Origin of the sequence: Mycobacterium sp. OAS707 (assembly GCF_014873705.1) — a bacterium.
Lineage (GTDB): Bacteria > Actinomycetota > Actinomycetes > Mycobacteriales > Mycobacteriaceae > Mycobacterium.
Window position 1 is genome coordinate 1,288,473 of record NZ_JADBDS010000003.1, and the last position, 20,190, is coordinate 1,308,662.

The 20,190-nt window shown below is 66.5% G+C and carries 22 protein-coding genes; 14 read left to right on the forward strand and 8 right to left on the reverse strand.

Annotated elements, in window-relative coordinates:
• Positions 1 to 191 precede the first annotated feature (191 nt).
• On the forward strand, positions 192 to 476 hold the full coding sequence (locus tag GGC64_RS24535) for a GlsB/YeaQ/YmgE family stress response membrane protein (protein ID WP_192725080.1): 285 nt from the start codon (positions 192 to 194) through the stop codon (positions 474 to 476).
• On the opposite strand, the gene GGC64_RS24540 is transcribed toward GGC64_RS24535, so the two are convergent.
• Entirely contained in the window at positions 473 to 1,750 is a 1,278-nt protein-coding gene (locus tag GGC64_RS24540; protein ID WP_192725081.1) for a sorbosone dehydrogenase family protein, read from the reverse strand. The genes GGC64_RS24535 and GGC64_RS24540 overlap by 4 nt on opposite strands.
• Positions 1,728 to 2,489, reverse strand: coding sequence for a pirin-like bicupin family protein (locus tag GGC64_RS24545; RefSeq protein ID WP_192725082.1), 762 nt, complete (start codon positions 2,487 to 2,489; stop codon positions 1,728 to 1,730). The genes GGC64_RS24540 and GGC64_RS24545 overlap by 23 nt, the downstream gene beginning before the upstream one ends.
• Positions 2,490 to 2,558: 69 nt before the next feature.
• Here GGC64_RS24545 and GGC64_RS24550 point away from each other — a divergent pair, with 69 nt between their 5' ends.
• Complete coding sequence (locus GGC64_RS24550) at positions 2,559 to 3,002, forward strand: MarR family winged helix-turn-helix transcriptional regulator (RefSeq protein WP_192725083.1); 444 nt, start codon at positions 2,559 to 2,561, stop codon at positions 3,000 to 3,002.
• Here the strand turns inward: GGC64_RS24550 and GGC64_RS24555 are convergent.
• Complete coding sequence (locus tag GGC64_RS24555) at positions 2,983 to 4,107, reverse strand: NDMA-dependent alcohol dehydrogenase (protein WP_192725084.1); 1,125 nt, start codon at positions 4,105 to 4,107, stop codon at positions 2,983 to 2,985. The two genes, GGC64_RS24550 and GGC64_RS24555, sit on opposite strands and share 20 nt — an antisense overlap.
• A 186-nt stretch (positions 4,108 to 4,293) precedes the next feature.
• On the opposite strand from GGC64_RS24555, the gene GGC64_RS24560 reads away from it, so the two are divergent.
• Positions 4,294 to 5,175 (forward strand): DUF559 domain-containing protein, encoded by an 882-nt coding sequence (locus tag GGC64_RS24560; protein ID WP_192725085.1) that lies wholly within the window; start codon positions 4,294 to 4,296, stop codon positions 5,173 to 5,175.
• A gap of 14 nt (positions 5,176 to 5,189) precedes the next feature.
• Here GGC64_RS24560 and GGC64_RS24565 read toward each other — a convergent pair whose 3' ends face one another.
• On the reverse strand, positions 5,190 to 6,191 hold the full coding sequence (locus GGC64_RS24565) for a sigma-70 family RNA polymerase sigma factor (protein WP_192725086.1): 1,002 nt from the start codon (positions 6,189 to 6,191) through the stop codon (positions 5,190 to 5,192).
• Between the two features lie 20 nt (positions 6,192 to 6,211).
• On the opposite strand from GGC64_RS24565, the gene GGC64_RS24570 reads away from it, so the two are divergent.
• The 7 genes from GGC64_RS24570 to GGC64_RS24600 all read left to right on the forward strand — a co-directional run bounded on the left by GGC64_RS24570 (position 6,212) and on the right by GGC64_RS24600 (position 11,576).
• Complete coding sequence (locus GGC64_RS24570) at positions 6,212 to 7,051, forward strand: alpha/beta hydrolase (protein WP_192725087.1); 840 nt, start codon at positions 6,212 to 6,214, stop codon at positions 7,049 to 7,051.
• The gene (locus GGC64_RS24575; RefSeq protein ID WP_192725088.1) at positions 7,030 to 8,034 is read left to right on the forward strand and encodes a hypothetical protein; all 1,005 of its coding nucleotides are present in this window, start codon (positions 7,030 to 7,032) and stop codon (positions 8,032 to 8,034) included. Before GGC64_RS24570 ends, GGC64_RS24575 begins: the two co-directional genes overlap by 22 nt.
• A gap of 15 nt (positions 8,035 to 8,049) precedes the next feature.
• On the forward strand, positions 8,050 to 8,799 hold the full coding sequence (locus tag GGC64_RS24580; protein WP_192725089.1) for a DUF2786 domain-containing protein: 750 nt from the start codon (positions 8,050 to 8,052) through the stop codon (positions 8,797 to 8,799).
• Positions 8,796 to 9,272: a TIGR04338 family metallohydrolase gene (locus GGC64_RS24585; RefSeq protein WP_192725090.1), complete on the forward strand. Its 477-nt coding sequence runs from the start codon at positions 8,796 to 8,798 to the stop codon at positions 9,270 to 9,272. Before GGC64_RS24580 ends, GGC64_RS24585 begins: the two co-directional genes overlap by 4 nt.
• 10 nt (positions 9,273 to 9,282) lie before the next feature.
• Positions 9,283 to 9,951 carry an O-methyltransferase gene (locus GGC64_RS24590; protein ID WP_192725091.1) on the forward strand — a complete coding sequence of 223 codons (669 nt, stop codon included), beginning with the start codon at positions 9,283 to 9,285 and terminating at the stop codon, positions 9,949 to 9,951.
• Between the two features lie 68 nt (positions 9,952 to 10,019).
• Positions 10,020 to 10,544, forward strand: coding sequence for a hypothetical protein (locus tag GGC64_RS24595; RefSeq protein ID WP_192725092.1), 525 nt, complete (start codon positions 10,020 to 10,022; stop codon positions 10,542 to 10,544).
• A gap of 45 nt (positions 10,545 to 10,589) precedes the next feature.
• Complete coding sequence (locus tag GGC64_RS24600; RefSeq protein WP_192725093.1) at positions 10,590 to 11,576, forward strand: ABC transporter substrate-binding protein; 987 nt, start codon at positions 10,590 to 10,592, stop codon at positions 11,574 to 11,576.
• Here the strand turns inward: GGC64_RS24600 and ilvD are convergent.
• Positions 11,573 to 13,267, reverse strand: coding sequence for a dihydroxy-acid dehydratase (gene ilvD, locus GGC64_RS24605; protein ID WP_192725094.1), 1,695 nt, complete (start codon positions 13,265 to 13,267; stop codon positions 11,573 to 11,575). The genes GGC64_RS24600 and ilvD overlap by 4 nt on opposite strands.
• 42 nt (positions 13,268 to 13,309) lie before the next feature.
• On the opposite strand from ilvD, the gene GGC64_RS24610 reads away from it, so the two are divergent.
• Together GGC64_RS24610 and GGC64_RS24615 are read left to right on the forward strand one after the other, a co-directional pair.
• Positions 13,310 to 13,942 (forward strand): DUF305 domain-containing protein, encoded by a 633-nt coding sequence (locus GGC64_RS24610; RefSeq protein ID WP_192725095.1) that lies wholly within the window; start codon positions 13,310 to 13,312, stop codon positions 13,940 to 13,942.
• Position 13,943: 1 nt separating this feature from the next.
• Complete coding sequence (locus tag GGC64_RS24615; protein ID WP_015304169.1) at positions 13,944 to 14,234, forward strand: metal-sensitive transcriptional regulator; 291 nt, start codon at positions 13,944 to 13,946, stop codon at positions 14,232 to 14,234.
• A gap of 89 nt (positions 14,235 to 14,323) precedes the next feature.
• Here the strand turns inward: GGC64_RS24615 and GGC64_RS24620 are convergent, their stop codons facing one another.
• Complete coding sequence (locus GGC64_RS24620) at positions 14,324 to 14,617, reverse strand: thiamine-binding protein (protein ID WP_192725096.1); 294 nt, start codon at positions 14,615 to 14,617, stop codon at positions 14,324 to 14,326.
• Complete coding sequence (locus GGC64_RS24625; RefSeq protein ID WP_192725097.1) at positions 14,614 to 15,003, reverse strand: PPOX class F420-dependent oxidoreductase; 390 nt, start codon at positions 15,001 to 15,003, stop codon at positions 14,614 to 14,616. Before GGC64_RS24625 ends, GGC64_RS24620 begins: the two co-directional genes overlap by 4 nt.
• A 243-nt stretch (positions 15,004 to 15,246) precedes the next feature.
• On the opposite strand from GGC64_RS24625, the gene GGC64_RS24630 reads away from it, so the two are divergent.
• Positions 15,247 to 16,299 carry a L,D-transpeptidase family protein gene (locus GGC64_RS24630; RefSeq protein WP_192725098.1) on the forward strand — a complete coding sequence of 351 codons (1,053 nt, stop codon included), beginning with the start codon at positions 15,247 to 15,249 and terminating at the stop codon, positions 16,297 to 16,299.
• Between the two features lie 66 nt (positions 16,300 to 16,365).
• On the opposite strand, the gene GGC64_RS24635 is transcribed toward GGC64_RS24630, so the two are convergent.
• Positions 16,366 to 18,342, reverse strand: a complete 1,977-nt coding sequence (locus GGC64_RS24635; protein WP_192725099.1) for a M13 family metallopeptidase — start codon at positions 18,340 to 18,342, stop codon at positions 16,366 to 16,368.
• Positions 18,343 to 18,475: 133 nt separating this feature from the next.
• Here GGC64_RS24635 and GGC64_RS35185 point away from each other — a divergent pair, with 133 nt between their 5' ends.
• Positions 18,476 to 20,182: a PE family protein gene (locus GGC64_RS35185; RefSeq protein WP_192725100.1), complete on the forward strand. Its 1,707-nt coding sequence runs from the start codon at positions 18,476 to 18,478 to the stop codon at positions 20,180 to 20,182.
• Positions 20,183 to 20,190 lie beyond the last annotated feature (8 nt).

Consider the following 20,190-nt stretch of genomic DNA (forward strand, 5'->3'; position numbering starts at 1 on the left):
TCGGCACGGTCGCCCCTTTGCTGAATCACCGGAAACAAAACCACATTAATCACAGCCGACACACAGTCAACTTTGATAACAGCTCGGTATCGGTTGGGGCTCGGGTGGATCGCACCCTTAGCTGTCCGGAGTGAAATTCGCTGGAACGGGTAACCGGGCGGTGGTCGGACTTTCAACTTGAGGAGCACAAAATGATCGGCACAATTATCAGCGCGGTCGTCGTCGGATTGATTGTCGGCGCGTTGGCGCGCCTCGTCATGCCGGGCAAGCAGAACATCGGCATTCTGATGACCATCGTGCTCGGCGTCCTCGGGTCCCTGATCGGCTCCTGGGTGACCTATCAGGTTGGCTACTCCAACTCCAATGGCGGATGGGCGGTCATTCCGTTCCTCGTCGGCGTGGTCGTGGCAATCGTCTTGATCGCGGTCTACCTGGCTGTCACCGGGCGGCGAGGCACGGGCACCCCAGCGCGCTAGCGACCAGGCGGCGCCAACCGATACACGGCGTTCGCATAGTCGTCGGTGATGTAGGCCGCTCCGTCCGGGCCGGTTACGGCTGAGACGGGGCGGCCCCATCGCGTTCCGTCATCGGACTGAAAACCGCCGACTAGCGTCTGCGCATTACCGAGAGTGCCGTTGGCCCAAGGGAAGAACACCACCTCTGGCGGGTACGGCGGCTGACGGTTCCATGATCCGTGCACGCCGACCAGCGCGCCGGAGGCGTAAGGGGCGGGCAGCGTGTTCCCGGTAAAGCTCATCCCGAGCGGCGCGGCGTGCGCGCCGAGGCTTTGCTCGACAGGCGGCAGTGCCGCACAGTCCAGCCTGCTGCCGTCGGCGTTGGTCTGCACGTCGCGAATGAACGACAGGTTGGCTGGCCCGCCGTCGGGATTGCAGTAGGGCCAACCCAATTCGCGCCCTTGTGTCAGCCGTGCCACGGCTTCGGGTGGATGGGCGCTGACGTAATCGGCGGTGGCCTCGCCGGTGTGCGGGTCGGCGACGTTGTCGCGGTTGTTGACCGCTGTCCACACCGAACCGTCCGGCCCGATCGCCAGACCGGTCCCGTTGCGAACGCCGGTCGAAAACGCTTGAGCTGGGCCGCCCCCGGGCGGGATCCGCATGATGGTGGCGCGCGGCGGGTTGGCGGTGCGGTCGTCGGCGGTGACGTTGCCGGTCGAGCCGATGGAGAAATACACCGCGCCGTCCTGTCCGATCGCGACGCTCTTCAGCGCATGCGCATATGCGCCACCCAGGTCGGGGCTCTTGGCATCGGGTAGGTCGTCGGCGATGGTCCGACGGTCGCTCGTTGTGCCGCTGGCGTAGTCGTAGGTGTCGATCTGATCGCTCTCGGCGACGTACAGCGTGTTTCCCGCGAATGCGAGGCCGTGAGGTTGGTCGAGCCCGTCGAGCAGCACGGAGTCGCGGCCGGATTGAAGCCTGACTATCTGGCCGCGGCTCGGCACCGACACCAGCAGGCTGCCGTCCGGCGCGAACGCGGCCATCCGGGCGTTGGGGACGCGCGCCCATACCGACAGGGTCCAGCCGGCGGGCACCAGTGCCTGGCGCGGTTGGTCGAACGGGGCTTGGGCCAGGTCCGGCGCGACCTGCACGGTCACCGGAACCAGGCCCGCCGCGGTGGGCGTCGCCGACACTGTTGGGCCGCCTTGCGGCGCAGGCTCAGATGCACATGCCGCGATCAGCGCCACCCCGACCAGCGTGGCCCCAATTCGCTTACGCCGCAGCCAAACCCGCATGCATCTCCCAGACCAGAATCTCTGCGGGTGCTGAAGCGGTGACGCGCTGGCCGCCCGATCCGGTGAACCGAACCGCGTCGCCCTCGTGCAGCAGCCCGGCGCCCTCCAGCGTCACCTCACCGCGGGGGACGAACAGGTGCAGGTATGGCGCCTCGGGCAGCTCGACCGATTGGCCCGCCTGCAGACGTGCGCCATGTAGCGCGGCGTAACGGTTGCGGATCGTGATCGCGGCGTCGTCGCTGTGTTCGGGCATACCCGACGCGATGGTCACCAGGCCGCCGCGCAGCAACTCGTCGTCGATCTCGAGCTGTTGATAGCCCGGCGTGATACCGGACTCGTCGGGCACCACCCACATCTGCACGAAATGCACTGGCTCATCATGGGTTTCGGATCCGGTCAGCCGCCACGAGTCGTTCTTCTCCGAGTGCAGGATGCCGCGGCCTGCCGACATGCGCTGGGCCAGGCCGGGATAGATCACCCCGGAGTGTCCGGTCGAGTCCTGGTGCACCAGCGAGCCGCGCAGCACCCACGTCACGATCTCCATGTCGCGGTGGGGATGGGTATCAAAACCTGTGCCGGGCTTGACGATGTCGTCGTTGTTGACCAGCAGCAGTCCGTGGTGGGTGTTGTCGGGAGCGTAATGACTTCCGAACGAGAAGGAATGCTTGGAGTCCAGCCAGTCGATCTTGGTCGCCAGGCGATCGTCGGCGCGCCTGATGTCGACAGTGGGTGCGGTCATGGCATCACTCCTGGTGTCTTGGCCAGCCTAGGTGGGTGGCGTTGACTCCGACAACATAGATGATGTGTCATGTATTCCATGTGGCTGACCGAAGAGCAGCAGAAGGTGTGGCGAGGGTACCTGGAGATGGCGAGCCGACTGCAGACTGCCATGCACCGCCAGCTGCAACAGGACTGTGAGCTGTCGCTGGCTGACTACGACGTGCTGGTGGCGCTGTCCGAGCGGGGGCCGCAGCGCATCAACGAGCTCGGCGAGGTGCTCGGGTGGGAGCAGAGCAGGCTGTCACATCAGCTGCGGCGGATGCGCGGCCGCGACCTGGTGGATCGCCATGGCAGCGGCGACGACCGGCGCGGTGCGACCGTAGAACTCACCTCTGCCGGCCGGGCAGCATTGGATGCCGCCGCTCCCGGACACGTCGAACTGGTGCGCTCCGTCGTGTTCGACGGTTTGAGCCCCGCGCAGCTGCGTTCGTTCGGCGCGGTGATCGAACTGGTTACCAGTCGGCTTCGCTGAACTTGATGACGCCGCGAATGTTCTTGCCGTCCAGCATGTCCTGATAACCGTCGTTGATGTTCTCCAACGAATAAGTCGTGGTGACCATCTCGTCGATCTTCAGCTGACCCGACTTGTAGAGGCCGACGAGCTTCGGCGTCTCGATGTGCGAGCTCCCGCCACCGAAGATGTTGCCCTTCAACGTCTTCTGCAGCATGGTGAACAGGAAGAGGTTGAGCTTCACGTCGACGTCCATCATCGAGCCCATGCCGGTCACCACGCAGGTGCCGGTCTTGGCCGTGAGGATCATCGCCTCTTCGAGGTACTCGCCCTTCATCTCGCCGACGGCGATGATCGTCTTGTCGGCCATCAGGCCGTGGGTGACGTCGATCATCGGTCCGATGGCCTCGGCCATCGACGGGTAGACGTGGGTGGCGCCGAACTTGATGGCCTGGTCGCGCTTCCATTCGTTCGGGTCGATGGCGATGACGGTCTTTGCGCCGGAGATGACGGCGCCCTGCAGCGCGCTCATGCCGATGCCGCCGACGCCGACGATCGCGACGGTCTCACCGGGTTGCACCTGGGCGACGTTGGTGGCCGAACCGAAGCCCGTCGGCACCGCGCAACCCATGATGGCGGCGGTCTCGAACGGGATGTCCTTGTCGATCTTGACGACGGAGTCCTTGTGCACGGTCATGTACGGGGCGAACGTGCCGAGCAGGTTCATCGGCGACACCTCGGTGGTGCCTGCGTGCACGCGGCTGGTGCCGTCGGCGATGGCCTTGCCGCCGAGCAGCACGGCGCCGCGGTCGCACAGCGAGCGATAACCCTTCAGGCACGGCGGACACTCCCCGCATGCCGGGATGAAGGCGAGGATGACGTGGTCGCCCTCTTCGATGCCCTTTACGTTGCTGCCGACCTTGGTCACAACTCCTGCGCCCTCGTGGCCGCCGAGGGCGGGAAGGCCGATCGGGGTGGCGCCGGTGGTGAGGTGATAGTCCGAGTGGCACATGCCTGCGGCGTGCATGCGGATCTGCACCTCATCGGCGACGGGGTCGCCGATCTCGATCTCGTCGACGCGGAACGGGGAGTTGAGCTCCCAAAGCAGAGCCCCTTTGGTCTTCATGAATCGCGATCATAGAACACGTTACAAAACACGTGTCAACTTGCCCCCTAAGCTGCGGTGATACCACGCTAGATGGAGTCGTCCCGCGAGTGGCCACTTAGCGCACGTCTTGGATGGTTTTGCGTGTCATAACTGGCCACTCGAACTACGTGGAGCCGTTCAGGCGCGGCCTTCGTCCTAACTCGCATGGCAGAGGCGACGCCGTTTCTCGGCACCGAAGCGCTGGCGCTCAGCACAGTGACAAGGCGAACGCTGCGCAGCCGGTACGACTCAGTGCACAGGGACGTGTACATCGCAAAGGGTGTGCCGCTGACACCGGAAACGCGAGCCGTCGCGGCATGGCTTTGGTCTGGTCGGCAAGCCACTGCCGCAGGTTTCTCTGCCGCTGGCCTGCATGGGGCGAAGTGGATCGATCCGCAGCGGCCGGCTGAGTTGTATCGCCGCAACGGCAAGCCGGCCGGCGGAATCGTCATCCATCGAGACGAATTGGCAGTTGACGAGATTTGCGTGGTTAGGGGTATTCAAGCGACAACACCCGCCAGGACGGCCTTCGATCTCGGCCGTCGCGACCGTCGCCTGCAAGCGCTTATCGCGGTGGATGCGTTGGCCAACGCGGTCCGTTTGCAGTCAATTGATGTTCACCCGCTGATCGAGCGACACCGCGGGGTGCGCGGGTTGGTGCAGCTACGTGAAGTGGTCGACCTGATGGACTGCGGCGCCGAATCGCCGCAGGAAACTCGAACACGGCTCGTGCTCATCGATGCGGGACTTCCGCGACCGACGACCCAGATTGTCGTCGGCCGATGGCGCATCGATATGGGATGGGCTGAGTTCAAAGTCGGTGTCGAGTACGACGGGCCTCAGCACTGGACAGACCCGCGGCGTCGCACCCGCGACATCGAAAAGTACGCCGACCTCGACTGTCGCGGGTGGCGGATGGTGCGCGCCAACGACGAGTTGTTGCGATGGCGGTCCCACGTGATTGTCGCGAGGGTGTGCGCAGCGCTCGAGGCAGCGGGCGCCCAGTGGCCAGTTATTGCACGGATTTTGAGCGATGGCGTGGCATAAGTGGCCACTCGCGCCTACAGGTGCGCCGGTAAGCCGAACTTCTCGAACAGCGCGACGTCCATGAACGCCACCACGTGCGAGACGCCACCGGGTTTGACGTCGAGCACGTGCAATTGGAACGCCTCGTGCTTGCTCGTCTCCCGATTGAGCATGTACAGCGCCGCAGCCGGTTGGCCGTTGGCCGTGGTCCGCAGGAAGCGCATGTCGCCCGGGCCCTCGGCTGGGCAATGGTCCCGGGTGAGCGTGACGATCTGCTCGGGCCCCTGATACCAGCCGTCGAACGGAGGCATCTCCCATATCGCGTCGTCGGTGAACATCTTCACGAGCTCGTTGACGTCATAGTTCTCGAACGCGGCGATGTAGCGGTCGAGCAGATCCTTGGTCTCCGGCGAATCGGGTTCGGCCAGCTTGTCGTCCTCGCTGGGGCCGACCGCCTCGAGCTGCGCCCGCGCCCGCTGCAAAAGGCTGTTGATCGCGGCTGTCGACGTCCCGATGGCCTCAGCCACCTCGGCGGCCTTCCACTGCAGCACGTCGCGCAGCACCAGGACGGCCCGCTGGCGCGGCGACAGATGCTGCAGCGCCGCCACGAACGCCAACCGCACCGACTCGCGTGAGCCGACGAGGTTCGAGGGATCAGCGGACTCGTCGGGCAACGGTTCCAGCCACGGCACCTCGGCCCGTTCGTTGAGCTCGCCGTGTGCATCCGAACTCGGCTGGCCCAACCCGCTGGGCAACGCGCGTCGCTGCCGTGAGTCCAGTGCGGTCAGGCAGGTGTTGGTGGCGATCCGGTAGAGCCATGTCCGCAACGACGACTGGCCCTTGAACCCGCCGTAGGCCTTCCATGCCCGCAGGTACGTCTCCTGAACCAGGTCTTCCGCGTCGTGCAGCGAACCGGTCATCCGGTAGCAGTGCGCCAGCAGTTCGCGCCGGTGAGGCTCGGCCTTGAGTAGGAACTCGTCATCGGTTTCGTGGGCGAGGACGGTCACCTTGGGAAGCTTACGCAGACCCACCGACATGCACTCGCTACTCTCCCCTGATGGCCACTACGCGCAAGGAACGCAGCTTCGACGGGGTCGGCGGCGTGCGCATCGTCTACGACGTGTGGGCCCCGGACACCGAGCCGCGCGGCGTCGTCGTCCTCGCCCACGGCTACGCCGAGCACGCCCGCCGCTACGACCATGTCGCGCAACGGTTCGGCGAATCCGGCCTCGTCACCTATGCGCTGGACCATCGAGGCCACGGCCGCTCCGGTGGCAAGCGCGTGTTCCTGCGCGACATCTCCGAATACACCGACGACTTCCACACCCTGGTCGGCATCGCGGCCGCCGATCACCCTGGCTTGAAGCGCATCGTGTTGGGCCACAGCATGGGCGGCGGCATCGTGTTCGCGTACGGCGTCGAGCATCCCGAGGACTACTCGGCGATGGTGCTGTCGGGACCCGCGGTGGACGCGCAGGAGGGCGTGTCGCCGGTGATGGTCGTCGTGGCCAAGCTGCTCGGCAAGATCCTGCCGGGCCTGCCCGTCGAACAACTGCCCACCGACGCGGTGTCCCGTGACCCCGAGGTGGTGGCCGCCTACAACGCCGACCCGATGGTCCACCACGGCAAGCTGCCCGCAGGCATTGCCAGGGCGCTGATCGGCGTCGGCGAGACCATGCCCCAGCGCGCGGGTGCGATCACTGCGCCACTGCTTGTCGTGCACGGCGAGCAGGACAAGCTGATCCCGGTCGACGGCAGTAGGCACCTGGTCGAATGCGTAGGTTCGGCTGATGTGCACCTGAAGGTCTACCCCGAGCTGTACCACGAGGTGTTCAATGAGCCCGAACGCGCCGTGGTGCTCGACGACGTCTCGTCATGGATCGAGGTCCGCCTTTGAAAGGCATTGTTGCTCTTGCTGTTTCGCTGGTGCTCGCTCTCGCCGGCTGCTCGTCGGACGACCATCCCTGGGTCGATGACGACGTCACTTTCCAGGTGGCCGACGGCCTCACCGTGCACGGCACCTACCGTCACCAGCAAGGCGGCGGGCCGGCGCCTGCGGCGTTGCTGATCTCCGAAAGCGGACCGACGGACCGCAACGGGGACAACGCCGTCGTCGGCCCGATCGGCAACATGCGCCAACTGGCCGAACAACTGTCGTCGCTCGGCGTCGCCAGCCTGCGCTACGACAAGGTCGGCACCGGCAAGACCGGTCTGGGCCCCTACAAGGGCCGCCCCAACGACGTCGTCAGCGCCGTCTACACCGCGGGCGCCCAGGCGGCGGTGCGCTACCTCGCCGACCAGTCGGGTACCGACAAGGGCCGCATCTCGGTGTATGGCCTCGGTGAGGGCACCATCCATGCGATGGCGCTGGCCACCGACACCACTCCAGGGGCGCCAAAGATCCACTCGCTTGGCCTGTTTCAGCCGCTGCCCGGCCGATACCTGGACATCATCACCAACCGGGTGCGCGGCGATGCCAGCGCCCAGACGCTGGCGACGTGGCTGGCCGCGGTCAACGAGGTGCGGACCAAGGGCACGGTGTCCGACAAACTGCCCGAAGGGCTGGGCGCCATCGTCAACCCCGGCAATGTGCGGGCCGTCGTCGAGACCGACAAGATCGATCCGATCGCGGAGGCGGCGAAGGTGCCCGCAGGCACTCCCGTCCTGTTGACGTGCTCGGACACCGACAGCCAGGCCAAGTGCGACACCGAGCAACCGCTGATCGACGCGCTCAAGCACACCGCGCTCACCGTCGTGCAATTGCAGGGCGTCAACCATGTGCTACGCGACGACCCCAGCGACAGCATCGCGAACCTCACCAAGGCGGGTCCGCTTTCTCCACAGGTGGTCACGGCGCTCGACGTGTTTGTCGGAAAGTAGCTTTAGTCTCGAAGCGTGACTGACGACAAGATGCTGGCGCGCATCGCCGCGCTGCTCCGCCAGGCCGAGGGGACCGATAACCAGCACGAGGCCGACGCATTCATGGCCGCCGCACAGCGGTTGGCCACGGCGACGTCGATCGACCTGGCGGTCGCCCGCGCCCATTCCGACAAGCGCACGAAGGCGCAGACGCCCGTGCAGCGCACGATCACGATCGGCAATCCGGGCACCCGCGGATTACGCACGTATGTGCAGTTGTTCACCGTGATCGCCCACGCCAACGACGTGAAGTGTGACGTCGCGTCGAACTCGACGTTCGTCTATGCGTACGGCTTCGCCGAGGACATCGATGCCACTCACGCGCTGTACGCCAGCCTGGTGATGCAGATGGTCAGGGCGTCGGAGGCCTACATCTCGTCGGGAGCGCACCGGCCGACGCCGACGATCACTGCGCGACTCAACTTCCAACTGGCCTTCGGCGCCCGCATCGGAAAGCGACTGGTGGAGGCGCGTGAGCAGGCGCAGCGCGAGGCCACCAAGGGCCGTGACAGCCAGCCCGGGACCGCTATTGCGTTGCGCGACAAGGATATCGAACTGAAGGACTTCTACCGCGAGACGTCGCAGGCGCGTGGCACATGGCGGGCCACCAGCGCGACGGCGGGCTACTCGTCGGCTGCCCGGCGCGCCGGTGATCGCGCGGGCAAGCGGGCCCGGCTCGGCCACAGCCCGGAGCTGGCAGGCGCCCGCTCGGCATTGGAGACGTGACGCCACGCGACACACAGCGCGCAAAGGTCTATGCCGCTGAGGAATTCGTGCGCACGCTGTTCGATCGTGCGGCCGAACGCGGCAATCGTGTCGTCGAGTTCTTCGGCGCGCAGCTGACGCTTCCACCTGAGGGACGCTTCGGGTCGGCCGCCGCGGTGCAACGGTATGTCGACGACGTGTTGGCCCATGTCGGCGCGAATCGCCCGCTGACTGTGCGGGCGCGCCGGGGGACCACCGCCGCGCACTACGAGCGTGTCGGCGACGACGCCACCATCGCGGTGCCCGACCGCCGCTCGACCTGGGCGCTGCGCGAGTTGGTGGTGTTGCACGAGATCGCCCATCACCTCAGCGACGCCGAGCCGCCGCACGGGCCGGAGTTCGTCGCGACGTTCTGCGAACTCGCCGAGGCGGTGATGGGTCCGGAGGTCGCCCACGTGTTGCGTGTCGTATACGCCAAAGAAGGTGTGCGGTAGCGTTTGTCGAGTGACTGACCCGGATCCCAAGGCGCTCGATGAGCTGTTCAACCGCGTGCTGAAGACCGAAGACGACGCACTGCGAGCGGCGCGCGAAGCGGGCAGCGCCGCAGGCATGCCTGCCATCGAGGTGTCCGCCCAACACGGCAAGCTGCTGTTCCTGTTGGCGACGGCGACGCGCGCTACGCGGGTGCTCGAGATCGGCACTCTCGCCGGTTACAGCACCATCCAGTTGGCGCGCGCCGTCGGACCCGGCGGCCGCGTCGTCACACTGGAATTCGAACGCAAGCACGCCGAGGTGGCGCGGCAGAATCTCGCGCGGGCCGACGTCGACGACCGGGTGGAGGTCATCGTCGGCGCAGCGCTGGACACCCTGCCGACGTTGGAGGGTCGAGGCGAAACATTCGATCTGATCTTCATCGACGCCGACAAGGAGAACAACCTCGCCTATGTCGAGTGGGCGATCAAACTTGGGGTGCCGGGCTCAATCATCGTGGTGGACAACATCGCTCGCTTCGGCCGCGTTCTTGACCCCGCGCCCGACGACCTACAGGCCCTTGCCGTTCGCGACATGCTCGACATGATGGGGGCCAACCCTCGGCTGGATGCGGCGGCGATTCAGACGGTCGGCACAAAGGGCTGGGACGGCTTCGCGGTGGCGATCGTCAAGCAGCTGTAGTAACGGCAGCGCGCGGTGTATGACCGATTCGGCGACGAGTGAGCACCTGGGTGTGTTAATCCAGTGACATGCCAAGCCCTCTGCAGATAGGCGTCCTTGCTGCATGTGCCGCGCTGCTCGGGTCGCCGGTCGCTCACGCGGATCGAGCTGAGCCACCGCCGCTGTACGGGCACTACGACTTGTTCATCGACTTCTCGCAGCAGACGTTCAACGGCATGCCGACGCCGATGAATCCGATAACCGTGCCGGTCCCGTTCACCACCCAATGCGACGCCAACGGTTGCGTCGCGCGCATGGACAACAGGGACGACCATGCCCGCAACCCCGGCGCTCCCGTGGAGTACGAATACCGATGGAACAACGACCGCTGGGAAACCAGCGGTGAGTATCCCTACTTCTGCGACCGCAACGACCCCGGCAGCGCCGTCACGGCGCAACGCTCGGACTATTGGATCCCGAACCCCGACGGCAGTTTCTTCGGCGAGCGGACGCTGGTCATCGACGGGGCCGGCTGCCCCGGTGAAGGGCCAGGCACGCACATGGTGCCGATATCCCTGACTCCGGTGCAGCCGCCGGGCACTTTTGACAGATAAGTTAATTTGCCTGAAATCCGGCTGCGCGCGACCTACGCTGGCGCGATGCATCCGCACTGGAGTAGGAGAAGTTTCCTCGGGATGACCGGGGCGGCGGGATTGGCGATCGCTGCAGGCCGTGCCGCTGGCGCGGCGACGGCGGCGCCCAACCCCGGACCGGTGACCATCACTCACGCGTTCGGGCAGACAGTCGTCCCCGCGCCGCCCAAACGCGTCGTCAGCGCCGGCTTTACCGAACAGGACGACCTGTTGGCCGCCGGTGTGGTGCCGATCGCCACGACCGAGTGGTTCGGCAACGAACCGTTCGCGGTATGGCCGTGGGCGCAAGCCAAACTCGGCGGGGCCCGCCCGACGGTGCTCAGCATTTATGACGGGATCCAGGTCGACCAGATCGCCGCACTGAAGCCGGACTTGATCGTCGCGACCAACGCGGGCGTGAACGACGATACATACCAACAACTCTCGGCCATCGCCCCGACCATCCCGCAATCAGGAGACGAACCGTTCTTCGAACCGTGGAAGCTGCAAGCGGACACGATCGGCCAGGCGGTGTTCCAGGCGGACAGGATGCGATCGGTGATTGCTGGAGTCGACGCGCGGTTCGCGGCCGTCGCAGCCAAGTATCCGCAATTCGCCGGCAAGAAAGTGTTCCTGCTCTCCGGCGACACGTACTGGCAGAACAGCGTGATCGCGGCGATCCCGAGTTGGAAGACCGAGTTCCTCACCCAGATGGGTTTCGTGATACCCGAGGGCATCGCCGCTTACGGCAGAGGCGACGACCGGGCGTATCTGGATCCCAACGATCCGGCACCGCTGGACGAGGCCGACGTGTTGATCTGGAAGACGGAGAGCCAGGCCGATATCGATGCGCTGCTTGCCATTCCGGGTATTGCGAATCTGCGTGCCACCCGCGAGAACCGCAATGTGTTCACCACCAAGGCGCAGGCAGGTGCGATCGCGTTCTGCTCACCGCTGTCGCTGCCATACGTCGCCGAGCAGCTGCCGCCGCTGTTGGCGAAAGCGCTGCACTAGCCGCAGACCGCGCCGCCCGCCGCGGACCCCACCAGCTTGGTGTACTTCGCCAGCACACCGGTGGTGTAGCGCGGCGGCAGCGGCTCGAAACCTGCCTTGCGCGAATCGAATTCGGTTGGATCGACGAGTACGTCCAGCGTGCCGTTGGCGACGTCGAGGCGAATGCGGTCGCCGTCCTGCAGGAACGCGATCGGCCCGCCGTCGACGGCCTCCGGCGCGATGTGCCCGACGCACAATCCGGTTGTGCCACCGGAGAAGCGACCGTCGGTCATCAGCAGCACGTCCTTGCCGAGGCCCGCGCCCTTGATCGCGCCTGTGATCGCGAGCATTTCGCGCATACCCGGCCCACCCTTGGGGCCCTCGTATCGGATCACCACCACGTCACCGGCCGTGATCGTGCCGTCCTCGAGGGCATCCAGCGCGGCGCGCTCACGCTCGAAAACCCTTGCGGTGCCCTCGAACACGTCAGAGTCGAAGCCGGCCGATTTGACCACGGCGCCCTCAGGGGCCAACGAGCCGTGCAGGATTGTGATGCCGCCGGTCGGATGGATCGGGTCGGACAATGCCCGCAACACCTTGCCGTCGGGGTCCGGCGGCGCGATGTGGGCGAGGTTGGCCGCCATGGTCTCGCCGGTCACGGTCAGGCAATCACCGTGCAGCAGACCGGCATCCAGCAGTGCCTTCATCACCACGGGCACGCCGCCGATGCGGTCGACGTCGGTCATCACGTGCTGGCCAAAGGGTTTGACGTTCGCCAGGTGCGGGACCTTGTTGCCGACGCGGGTGAAGTCCTCCAGCGTCAGCTTCACGTTCGCCTCGTGTGCGATGGCCAGCAGATGCAGCACCGCGTTTGTCGAGCCACCGAATGCCATCACCACGGCGATCGCGTTCTCGAACGCCTCCTTGGTGAGGATGTCGCGCGCGGTGATGCCGCGGCGCAGCAGTTCCACGACGGCCTGCCCGCTGCGCCGCGCGAACCCGTCCCGCCGCCGGTCGGTGGCGGGCGGTGCGGCCGAACCGGGCAGCGACATGCCGAGCGCTTCGGCCGCCGACGCCATGGTGTTGGCGGTGTACATGCCGCCGCAGGCACCTTCGCCGGGGCAGATCGCGCGCTCGATCGCGTCGACGTCCTCGCGCGACATCAGCCCGCGCGAGCACGCGCCGACGGCCTCGAACGCGTCGATGATCGTCACTTCCTTCTCGGTGCCGTCCGACATCTTGGCGATGCCGGGAAGGATCGACCCCGCGTACAGGAACACCGAAGCCAGGTCCAACCGGGCGGCGGCCATCAGCATGCCGGGCAGCGACTTGTCGCATCCGGCCAGCAGCACCGACCCGTCGAGGCGTTCGGCCTGCATGACCGTCTCGACGCTGTCGGCGATCACCTCACGGGAGACCAGCGAGAAGTGCATGCCTTCGTGGCCCATCGAGATGCCGTCGGACACCGAGATCGTGCCGAACTCCATCGGATAGCCGCCCGCGGCGAATACACCGTCCTTGACGGCCTTGGCCAGGCGGTCCAGCGATAGATTGCACGGCGTGATCTCGTTCCACGAGGACCCGACCCCGATCTGCGGCTTGGCGAAGTCCTCGTCACCCATCCCGATGGCCCGCAGCATTCCGCGGGCGGCGGCCTTTTCCAGTCCGTCGGTGACGTCGCGGCTGCGGGGCTTCATGTCTGGGGAGGGCATGCGTCTCAGTATGCCGTCGGCGTTTCGACAGGCCAAACCGTTATGAATACCCCCACGGGGTACCCTGGACACGTGACGTCGTTGACTCGTCTGCTCGCGGTGCTGGCCGCGGTCGCCGCCGCGCTGTTCCTGGCGTCGTGCAGTAGCGCCAAGACGGATGCGCACAACGATCACCCGAAGTCCGACGAACCGGTCATCACCGGCCAGCCGGCCGGCTTCAACCCCGACGATGTGGCCTTTGCCACCAACATGATTCCGCATCACCAGCAGGCCATCGAGCTTGCGGCCCTGGTTCCCGACCGTTCGAGCAATGCCGATCTGATCGCGTTGGCCAAGCAGATCTCGGCGGCACAGCAACCGGAGATCGAAGTGATGAAGGTCTTCCTCGTGCAGTGGAACGAGAACCCGGAGAACAACTCGGGGCATGCGGGGCACGGCAACACCATGCAGGGCATGGTCGACGAGGCGACGATGACGAAACTGAAGTCGAGCAATGGCGCGGAATTCGACAAACTGTGGCTGGAGTCGATGATCAGCCACCATCAGGGCGCGATCGAAATGGCCAAAGCCGAGATCGCCAACGGCGACAATGTCGATGCCAAGGCCCTGGCCAAGAGCATCGTCACCGCGCAGGAAGCCGAGATCGGCCAGATGAAGCAGATGCTGGGAGGCTGAAATGACTGCCGCACACGGTTATTCGCAGCAGAAAGAGAACTACGCCAAACGGCTGCGCCGAATCGAGGGCCAGGTCCGCGGCATCGCGAAGATGATCGACGAGGACAAGTACTGCATCGACGTGCTGACTCAGATCAGCGCGGTCAACAGCGCGCTGCAGTCGGTGGCGCTCGGGTTGCTCGACGAGCACCTCGGCCATTGCGTCACACAAGCCGTCGCGGAGGGTGGCGATGAGGCCGACGCCAAACTGGCCGAGGCGTCGGCTGCCATCGCCCGCTTAGTGCGATCCTGAATCAGCGTCGGTTCGCGAGATCGCACTTGTTGGGCAGAAGTGCGAGTGGGCCGCGCAAGAACTGCAATCTCGCGGAGGCGAGCCGCCGACTAGGCGCCGAGTTCGCGCTCGATGCGTTCCACCTTCGCGCTGAGCTGACCGGTGTAACCCGGCCGGATGTCGGCTTTGAGGACCAAGCTGACCCGGCCAGAGGCCGCCGCTACGGCCTCTACGGCCTGCTTCACCACCGCCATCACCTCGTCCCATTCACCCTCGATGTTGGTGAACATCGCGTTCGTCTCATTGGGCAATCCCGATGCGCGCACTACGCGTACCGCCTCTACCACGGCCGATCCGACGCTCTCGTCCCCGCCTGTTGGGCTGACGCTGAAGGCGACGATCACTGCTTGGTGTATCCGGTCGGGCGCACGACGAGGATGACGCGGTCGGCCTTGTCCGGAGGCGGCTCCGTCAACGGGCCGCTGTAGCGGTCGTTGAGCTGTAGGTAGAAGGCGCCGGTCGGGTCGGGCACGATCTCCTCGACAACGCCCCGCACCTCCAGGTACCGATACGGGTTGTCCGGGTCGCTGATCGACATCGCCACATTCGGATTGGCGGTGATGTTGCGGTACTTCTGCCGTTTGGTCGTGTGGGTGAAGCGCAGCAACTCGCCGTCCCAGTCGAACCACATCGGATTGACCTGCGGATTGCCGTCGGGCCTCGTCGTCGCCAGGTGTCCGTACAGCGGGCGCTCCAGCAGCGTTTCGTACCCCTCTGGGATATCGACCATCACTTTCCTTTCTCGAACCTCTCGGCGGTGCGTCAACTACCAGCTCACAACGTACGTAGGCCCTGTTCGTAGTTCCTCAGGCAATCAGTAGGAAGTAACGTTCCCGGCCGGGCTGCGATTGACACTGCAGGTCAGCGACCTGAGCTGGGCGGTCGCACAGGCCCGGGCAGCTTCCTCGACGAAGTAGCCGGTGCTTTCGCTGTGCGAGACTGGACGGAGTTTGTGTGTGACTGGAGGTGACGTATGCGTTCGCGGATGAGGGGCAGACTGGCCACCGCGATATTCGCGGCTGGACTGGTCGGTGGACTGGCGTTGGGTAACCCATCTGCGCTCGCTGACCCTGACGTTGCGCCGCCGCCGGCGCCGATCGATCCGGCTGCCGCACCCGCGCCGCCGCCGGATCCGTTCGCGCCGCCGCCCGCTGATCCGCTGGCGGTCCCGCCGCCCGCCGATCCGGCCGCACCGCCTGCTCCGCCGCCGTTCGCGTTGCCGAACCCGTTCGCGCCTGCCGATCCGCTGGCCGCACCCGCGGTGATTCCCGAGGGCACGCCCGCGGGCCAGAACCCGACGCCGTACACCGGCCCTCCGGTGTTCGCGCCGCCGACGTTCAACCCGACAAACGGGTCCAAGGCCGGTGCCGCCAAGCCGATCTACATCAACTTCGCCCGACCGATCGCCGACCGGGCGCTGGCCGAACAGGCCATCCACATCTCGTCGGTGCCGCCCGTGCCCGGCCGGTTCTACTGGACCAGCGACACCCAGGTGCGCTGGCGGCCGCAGGACTTCTGGCCCGCGGGGACAGTCGTGAACATCGACGCCAGCGGCACCAAGTCGAGCTTCACTGTTCCTGAGCAACTGGTGGCGACCGTGGATGACGCGACGCATCAGATGACCGTCATGCGAAACGGGAAGCTGGAGAAGACGATCCCGGTGTCGATGGGTATGTCGGCCGGCGGGCACACGACCCCCAACGGCACGTATTACGTGCTCGAGAAGTTCCCCCACATCGTGATGGATTCCTCGACGTATGGCGTGCCCGTGAATTCCCCCAACGGCTACAAGGTCGACGTGGATCTCGCCGTTCGGATCGACAACAGCGGCAACTTCGTGCACAGCGCGCCGTGGTCGGTGGCCGATCAGGGCAAGCGCAACGTCAGTCACGGCTGCATCAACATCAGCCCGGAAAATGCGAAGTGGTTCTACGACAACTTCGGCAGTGGCGATCCGATCGTGATCAAGAATTCGAAGGGCCTGTACAACCAGCCCGACGGCGCATCCGATTGGCAGATGTTCTGACCCAAACGCCCTAAACGCAAAAGCCCCTGAACACGTCGCGTGTCAGGGGCTTTTGCGTGTGCAGGATCAGCTCCAGATGCGAACGCGCCGTTGTGGTTCCAGGTACAGCTCGTCGGATTCGCTGACCTCGAACGCGTCATAGAACGCATCGATGTTGCGGATGACGCCGTTGCAGCGGAACTCCGGTGGCGAATGCGGGTCGATGGCCAGTCGCCGAATCGCCTCGGCGTCACGGGATTTGGTGCGCCAGACCTGTGCCCAGCCATAGAAGACCCGCTGCTCGCCGGTGAGCCCGTCGATCACCGGTGCCTCCTTGCCCTTCAGCGACAGCCGGTAGGCCAACAGCGCGATCGACAGACCGCCGAGATCGCCGATGTTCTCACCGACGGTGAATGCACCATTGACGTGATGGCCGTTGCTCAGCTGACGAGGTGTGTACTCCTCGTACTGCTCGATCAACGCCTTTGTCCGCGCGCCGAATTCGGTTCGATCCTGGTCGGTCCACCAATCGACGAGGTTGCCGTCGCCGTCGTACTTGGCGCCCTGGTCGTCGAAACCGTGTCCGATCTCGTGTCCGATCACCGCGCCGATACCGCCGTAGTTGGCGGCGTCGTCGGCGTCGGCATCGAAGAACGGCGGCTGCAGAATGGCTGCGGGGAAGACGATCTCGTTCATGCCTGGGTTGTAGTAGGCGTTGACGGTTTGCGGCGTCATGAACCACTCGTCGCGGTCAACCGGTCCGCCGAGCTTGGCCAGTTCGCGGTCGGTCTCGGTCTCGTGACCGCGCCGGTAGTTGCCGTAGAGGTCGTCGCGCTCGATGACAAGCGTCGAGTAGTCCCGCCATTTGGCGGGGTAGCCGATCTTCGGGGTGAACTTGTCGAGTTTGGCCAGGGCTTTCTGCCGGGTCTCCGGTGTCATCCACTCGAGGTCGTTGATGCTGACGCGGTAGGCCTCGCGCAGGTTGGCCACGAGTTCGTCCATGCGCGCCTTGGCATCCGGCGGGAAGTGGCGCTCGACGTACAGCTTGCCGACGGCGTCGCCCATCAGGCCCTCGACCACCGAAACGGCTCGCTTCCAGCGGTCGCGGATCTCCTCGGTGCCGCTCAACCGGCGGCCGTAGAACGAGAAATCCTCGGCGACCAGATCGTCGGTGAGCAGCGAGGCGCGGGCACGAATCAACCGCCAGCGCGCCCAGTTCTTCCAGTCCTCCAGGTCCTCGCCTGACCACGCCGAAGCGAACGCGGTGAGGTAATCAGGTTGGCGCACAACGACTTCCGCGACGTTATCTGGCGTCGTGCCCAATGCCTGAACCCAGCCTGCCCAGTCGAAGCCGGGGGCCTCGGCCGTCAGGTCCGAGAAGGTACGCAGGTTGTAGGTCAGGTCCGCGTCGCGGCGCTTGACCACATCCCAATGCGCGGCGGCCAGCTTGGTTTCCAGAGCGACGATCCGCGCGGCCGTCTCGGTGTGGTCGCCGCCGTACACCAACGCGAACATCGCCGCGATGTGCTGCGGATAAGCGGCAAGGATTTCGGCGTGCTGCTCGTCGCGGTAATACGACTCGTCGGGCAGGCCGAGCCCCGACTGGGTGAGGTGCACCAGATAACGGGTCGAGTCCTTGGAGTCGGTGTCGACGTAGACGCCGGTGCCGCCGCCGACCCCGCTGCGCTGCAGCGCACCCACGACGGCCGCGAGGGCCTCGGGCGTTTCGGCGGCGTCGATCGCTGCCAGTTCCTCGAGCAGCGGTTGCACACCGCGCTCGGCCACCGTCTGCTCGTCCATGAAGCTGGCGTACAGATCGCCGATGCGCTGCTGGTCGGTGCCCTTCGGCGCGCCCGACGCGGCCGCCTCGGTGATGAGATCGCGGACCTGCTCCTCGGCGCGGTCGTAGAGCGAGCGGAATGCACCGTCGGTCGCGCGGTCGGCCGGGATCCTGTACTCGGCCAACCAGCGACCGTTGACATGGCCGAACAGATCGTCTTGGGGGCGCGCATCGGGGTCGACATGGCTGAGGTCGATACCGGAGCGAATGGCTTCTACCGTCACCCCAACATCCTTCCAGAAGCTCGCGAATGCACTGCTACCTCCTGCGCGCGAACTCTTTGTCAAAGCAAGCACGTCCCTTCACCGACGGCTGTACGTTGACTTGGCAAATTCCTTCTTCAGGAGATTTTCAGTTATGCCCATTCGCCCCTATCTGACCGCCGGAGTCGTGTTGGCCGGAGCCGGCGTGCTGCTGGCCAATCCGCCGGGCCCTGCGGAGCCGTCCAGCGTGCAGCGGGTGGTCAATCCGCTTGTCGCACAAGCTGCCACAGATCCGGTGCCCGAGGCGGGACCCGGGGTCACGACCGGTCCTGCGGGCTCGCCTGCGGTGGCGCCGTGGCTCTTCGATGTGCTGATCCGACACGGCTCTGGCCCAGCGCCGACCACCGGCGTTCCTGGGGTGTTCGTGTCGTCGACGACGATTCGACCTCAGGGTGAGCAGAATCTCCGCGCAACGCCGTCGGTGGTGGCGAGATCCACGGCGGTCATCGGCGGCGGCGGCGCGGGTCCGGCGTTGGCGGCGCAGGCCGGGAGCGTCAACAGTTTGTTCAGCGCGCTGATCGGCGACCGGTGCGGGCTGGTCTGCAATGGCGCCGATGGTGCACCCGGCGAGGACGGTCAGGCCGGCGGACTGCTGTTCGGCAGCGGCGGCCAGGGCGGCGCCGGGGTAGCAGGCGTCAACGGCGGTAAGGGCGGCAACGGCGGAGCGGGTGGCCTCATCGGCAACGGCGGCGCAGGCGGTGCAGGAGTTGCAGCCGACGCCAACGGCGGCGTCGCGGGCGCAGGCGGCAACGGCGGTGACGCCGGCTGGATCGGCAATGGTGGCGCAGGCGGCGCTGGAGGAAAGGGTGCGACGGGCATCCCCGGCGTCAATCCCGGACTCGCGACGCCGGTCGACCCCGCGGCCAATGGCGACAACGGCTCCAAGGCCACTGGCGGTCCCGACGGAGACGCCACCGGCGGCCCCGGCCAACCCGGCCAACCGGGAACGGCGACCGGACAGGCAGGAGGAAACGGCGGCAAAGGCGGGGACTCGCTTGCAAATGCCACCTCCACCGGGGGGATCGGCGGTGCTGGAGGTGCGGGCGGACCCGGCGCACCGGGAGGCGCCGGCGGCCACGGCGGCGACGCGCAGGGAGCCGGCACCAGCTTCGGCGGCGACGGTGGGGCCGGCGGCGATGGCGGATCCGGAGCGCCTGGAGGCGCCGGCGGTGTCGGCGGTGCGACGGGAGGCAAAACCGGCGTTGCAGGCACCGGGGGAGCCGGCGGGACCGGTGGCACCGGCGCTGCGGGTGGTCAAGGCGGTACCGGCGGCGGCGCCAATGGCGGGGTCCCGGTCGCAGGCACTGGCGGCGCAGGCGGCACCGGAGGTGTCGGTGCGACTGGCGGGACCGGGGGAACGGGTGGCGCCGGTGGGTCAGGGGGCCACGGCGGCGTGATCGTTGGCAGCGGTGGCCTCGGCGGCGTGGGCGGACAAGGCGGCACCGGAGGGACAGGCGCGACCGGAGGGCCGGGCGGCGGCGGTGGCGACGGAGGTTTCGGGGGCGGCGCGTCGACCGTCGGTGGGGACGGCGGCGTCGGCGGCGACGGCGGCAAGGGCGGAACCGGAGGAACTGGAGGGACCGGCGGCAATGGCGGGACAGGCGGCACCGGCGGCTTGATCGGAACCAGCGGCCAGTCCGGTGGCGGTGGGGCCGGGGGCGCAGGCGGTGCGGGCGGCGCTGGCGGCACCAAGGGCACCGGCGGTGGTGCCGGCACCGGCCAGGGGGGTAACGGCAGCAGTGGCGCCGACGGCCACGAGGGCGCCACCGGGGGAACCGGCAGCGCGGGCAGCCCGGGCTGAGTTCGGCC

Bases quoted from the DNA above. Each gene is read 5' to 3' on its own strand.
- ilvD (WP_192725094.1), bottom strand. From the start codon at position 13,267: ATGCCCTCCCCAGACATGAAGCCCCGCAGCCGCGACGTCACCGACGGA.
- GGC64_RS24550 (WP_192725083.1), top strand. From the start codon at position 2,559: ATGTATTCCATGTGGCTGACCGAAGAGCAGCAGAAGGTGTGGCGAGGG.
- GGC64_RS24535 (WP_192725080.1), top strand. From the start codon at position 192: ATGATCGGCACAATTATCAGCGCGGTCGTCGTCGGATTGATTGTCGGC.
- GGC64_RS24610 (WP_192725095.1), top strand. From the start codon at position 13,310: ATGAATACCCCCACGGGGTACCCTGGACACGTGACGTCGTTGACTCGT.
- GGC64_RS24600 (WP_192725093.1), top strand. From the start codon at position 10,590: ATGCATCCGCACTGGAGTAGGAGAAGTTTCCTCGGGATGACCGGGGCG.
- GGC64_RS24570 (WP_192725087.1), top strand. From the start codon at position 6,212: ATGGCCACTACGCGCAAGGAACGCAGCTTCGACGGGGTCGGCGGCGTG.
- GGC64_RS24565 (WP_192725086.1), bottom strand. From the start codon at position 6,191: ATGTCGGTGGGTCTGCGTAAGCTTCCCAAGGTGACCGTCCTCGCCCAC.
- GGC64_RS24630 (WP_192725098.1), top strand. From the start codon at position 15,247: ATGCGTTCGCGGATGAGGGGCAGACTGGCCACCGCGATATTCGCGGCT.
- GGC64_RS24575 (WP_192725088.1), top strand. From the start codon at position 7,030: ATGGATCGAGGTCCGCCTTTGAAAGGCATTGTTGCTCTTGCTGTTTCG.
- GGC64_RS35185 (WP_192725100.1), top strand. From the start codon at position 18,476: ATGCCCATTCGCCCCTATCTGACCGCCGGAGTCGTGTTGGCCGGAGCC.
- GGC64_RS24560 (WP_192725085.1), top strand. From the start codon at position 4,294: ATGGCAGAGGCGACGCCGTTTCTCGGCACCGAAGCGCTGGCGCTCAGC.
- GGC64_RS24595 (WP_192725092.1), top strand. From the start codon at position 10,020: ATGCCAAGCCCTCTGCAGATAGGCGTCCTTGCTGCATGTGCCGCGCTG.
- GGC64_RS24540 (WP_192725081.1), bottom strand. From the start codon at position 1,750: ATGCGGGTTTGGCTGCGGCGTAAGCGAATTGGGGCCACGCTGGTCGGG.
- GGC64_RS24545 (WP_192725082.1), bottom strand. From the start codon at position 2,489: ATGACCGCACCCACTGTCGACATCAGGCGCGCCGACGATCGCCTGGCG.
- GGC64_RS24555 (WP_192725084.1), bottom strand. From the start codon at position 4,107: ATGAAGACCAAAGGGGCTCTGCTTTGGGAGCTCAACTCCCCGTTCCGC.
- GGC64_RS24625 (WP_192725097.1), bottom strand. From the start codon at position 15,003: ATGGTCGATATCCCAGAGGGGTACGAAACGCTGCTGGAGCGCCCGCTG.
- GGC64_RS24615 (WP_015304169.1), top strand. From the start codon at position 13,944: ATGACTGCCGCACACGGTTATTCGCAGCAGAAAGAGAACTACGCCAAA.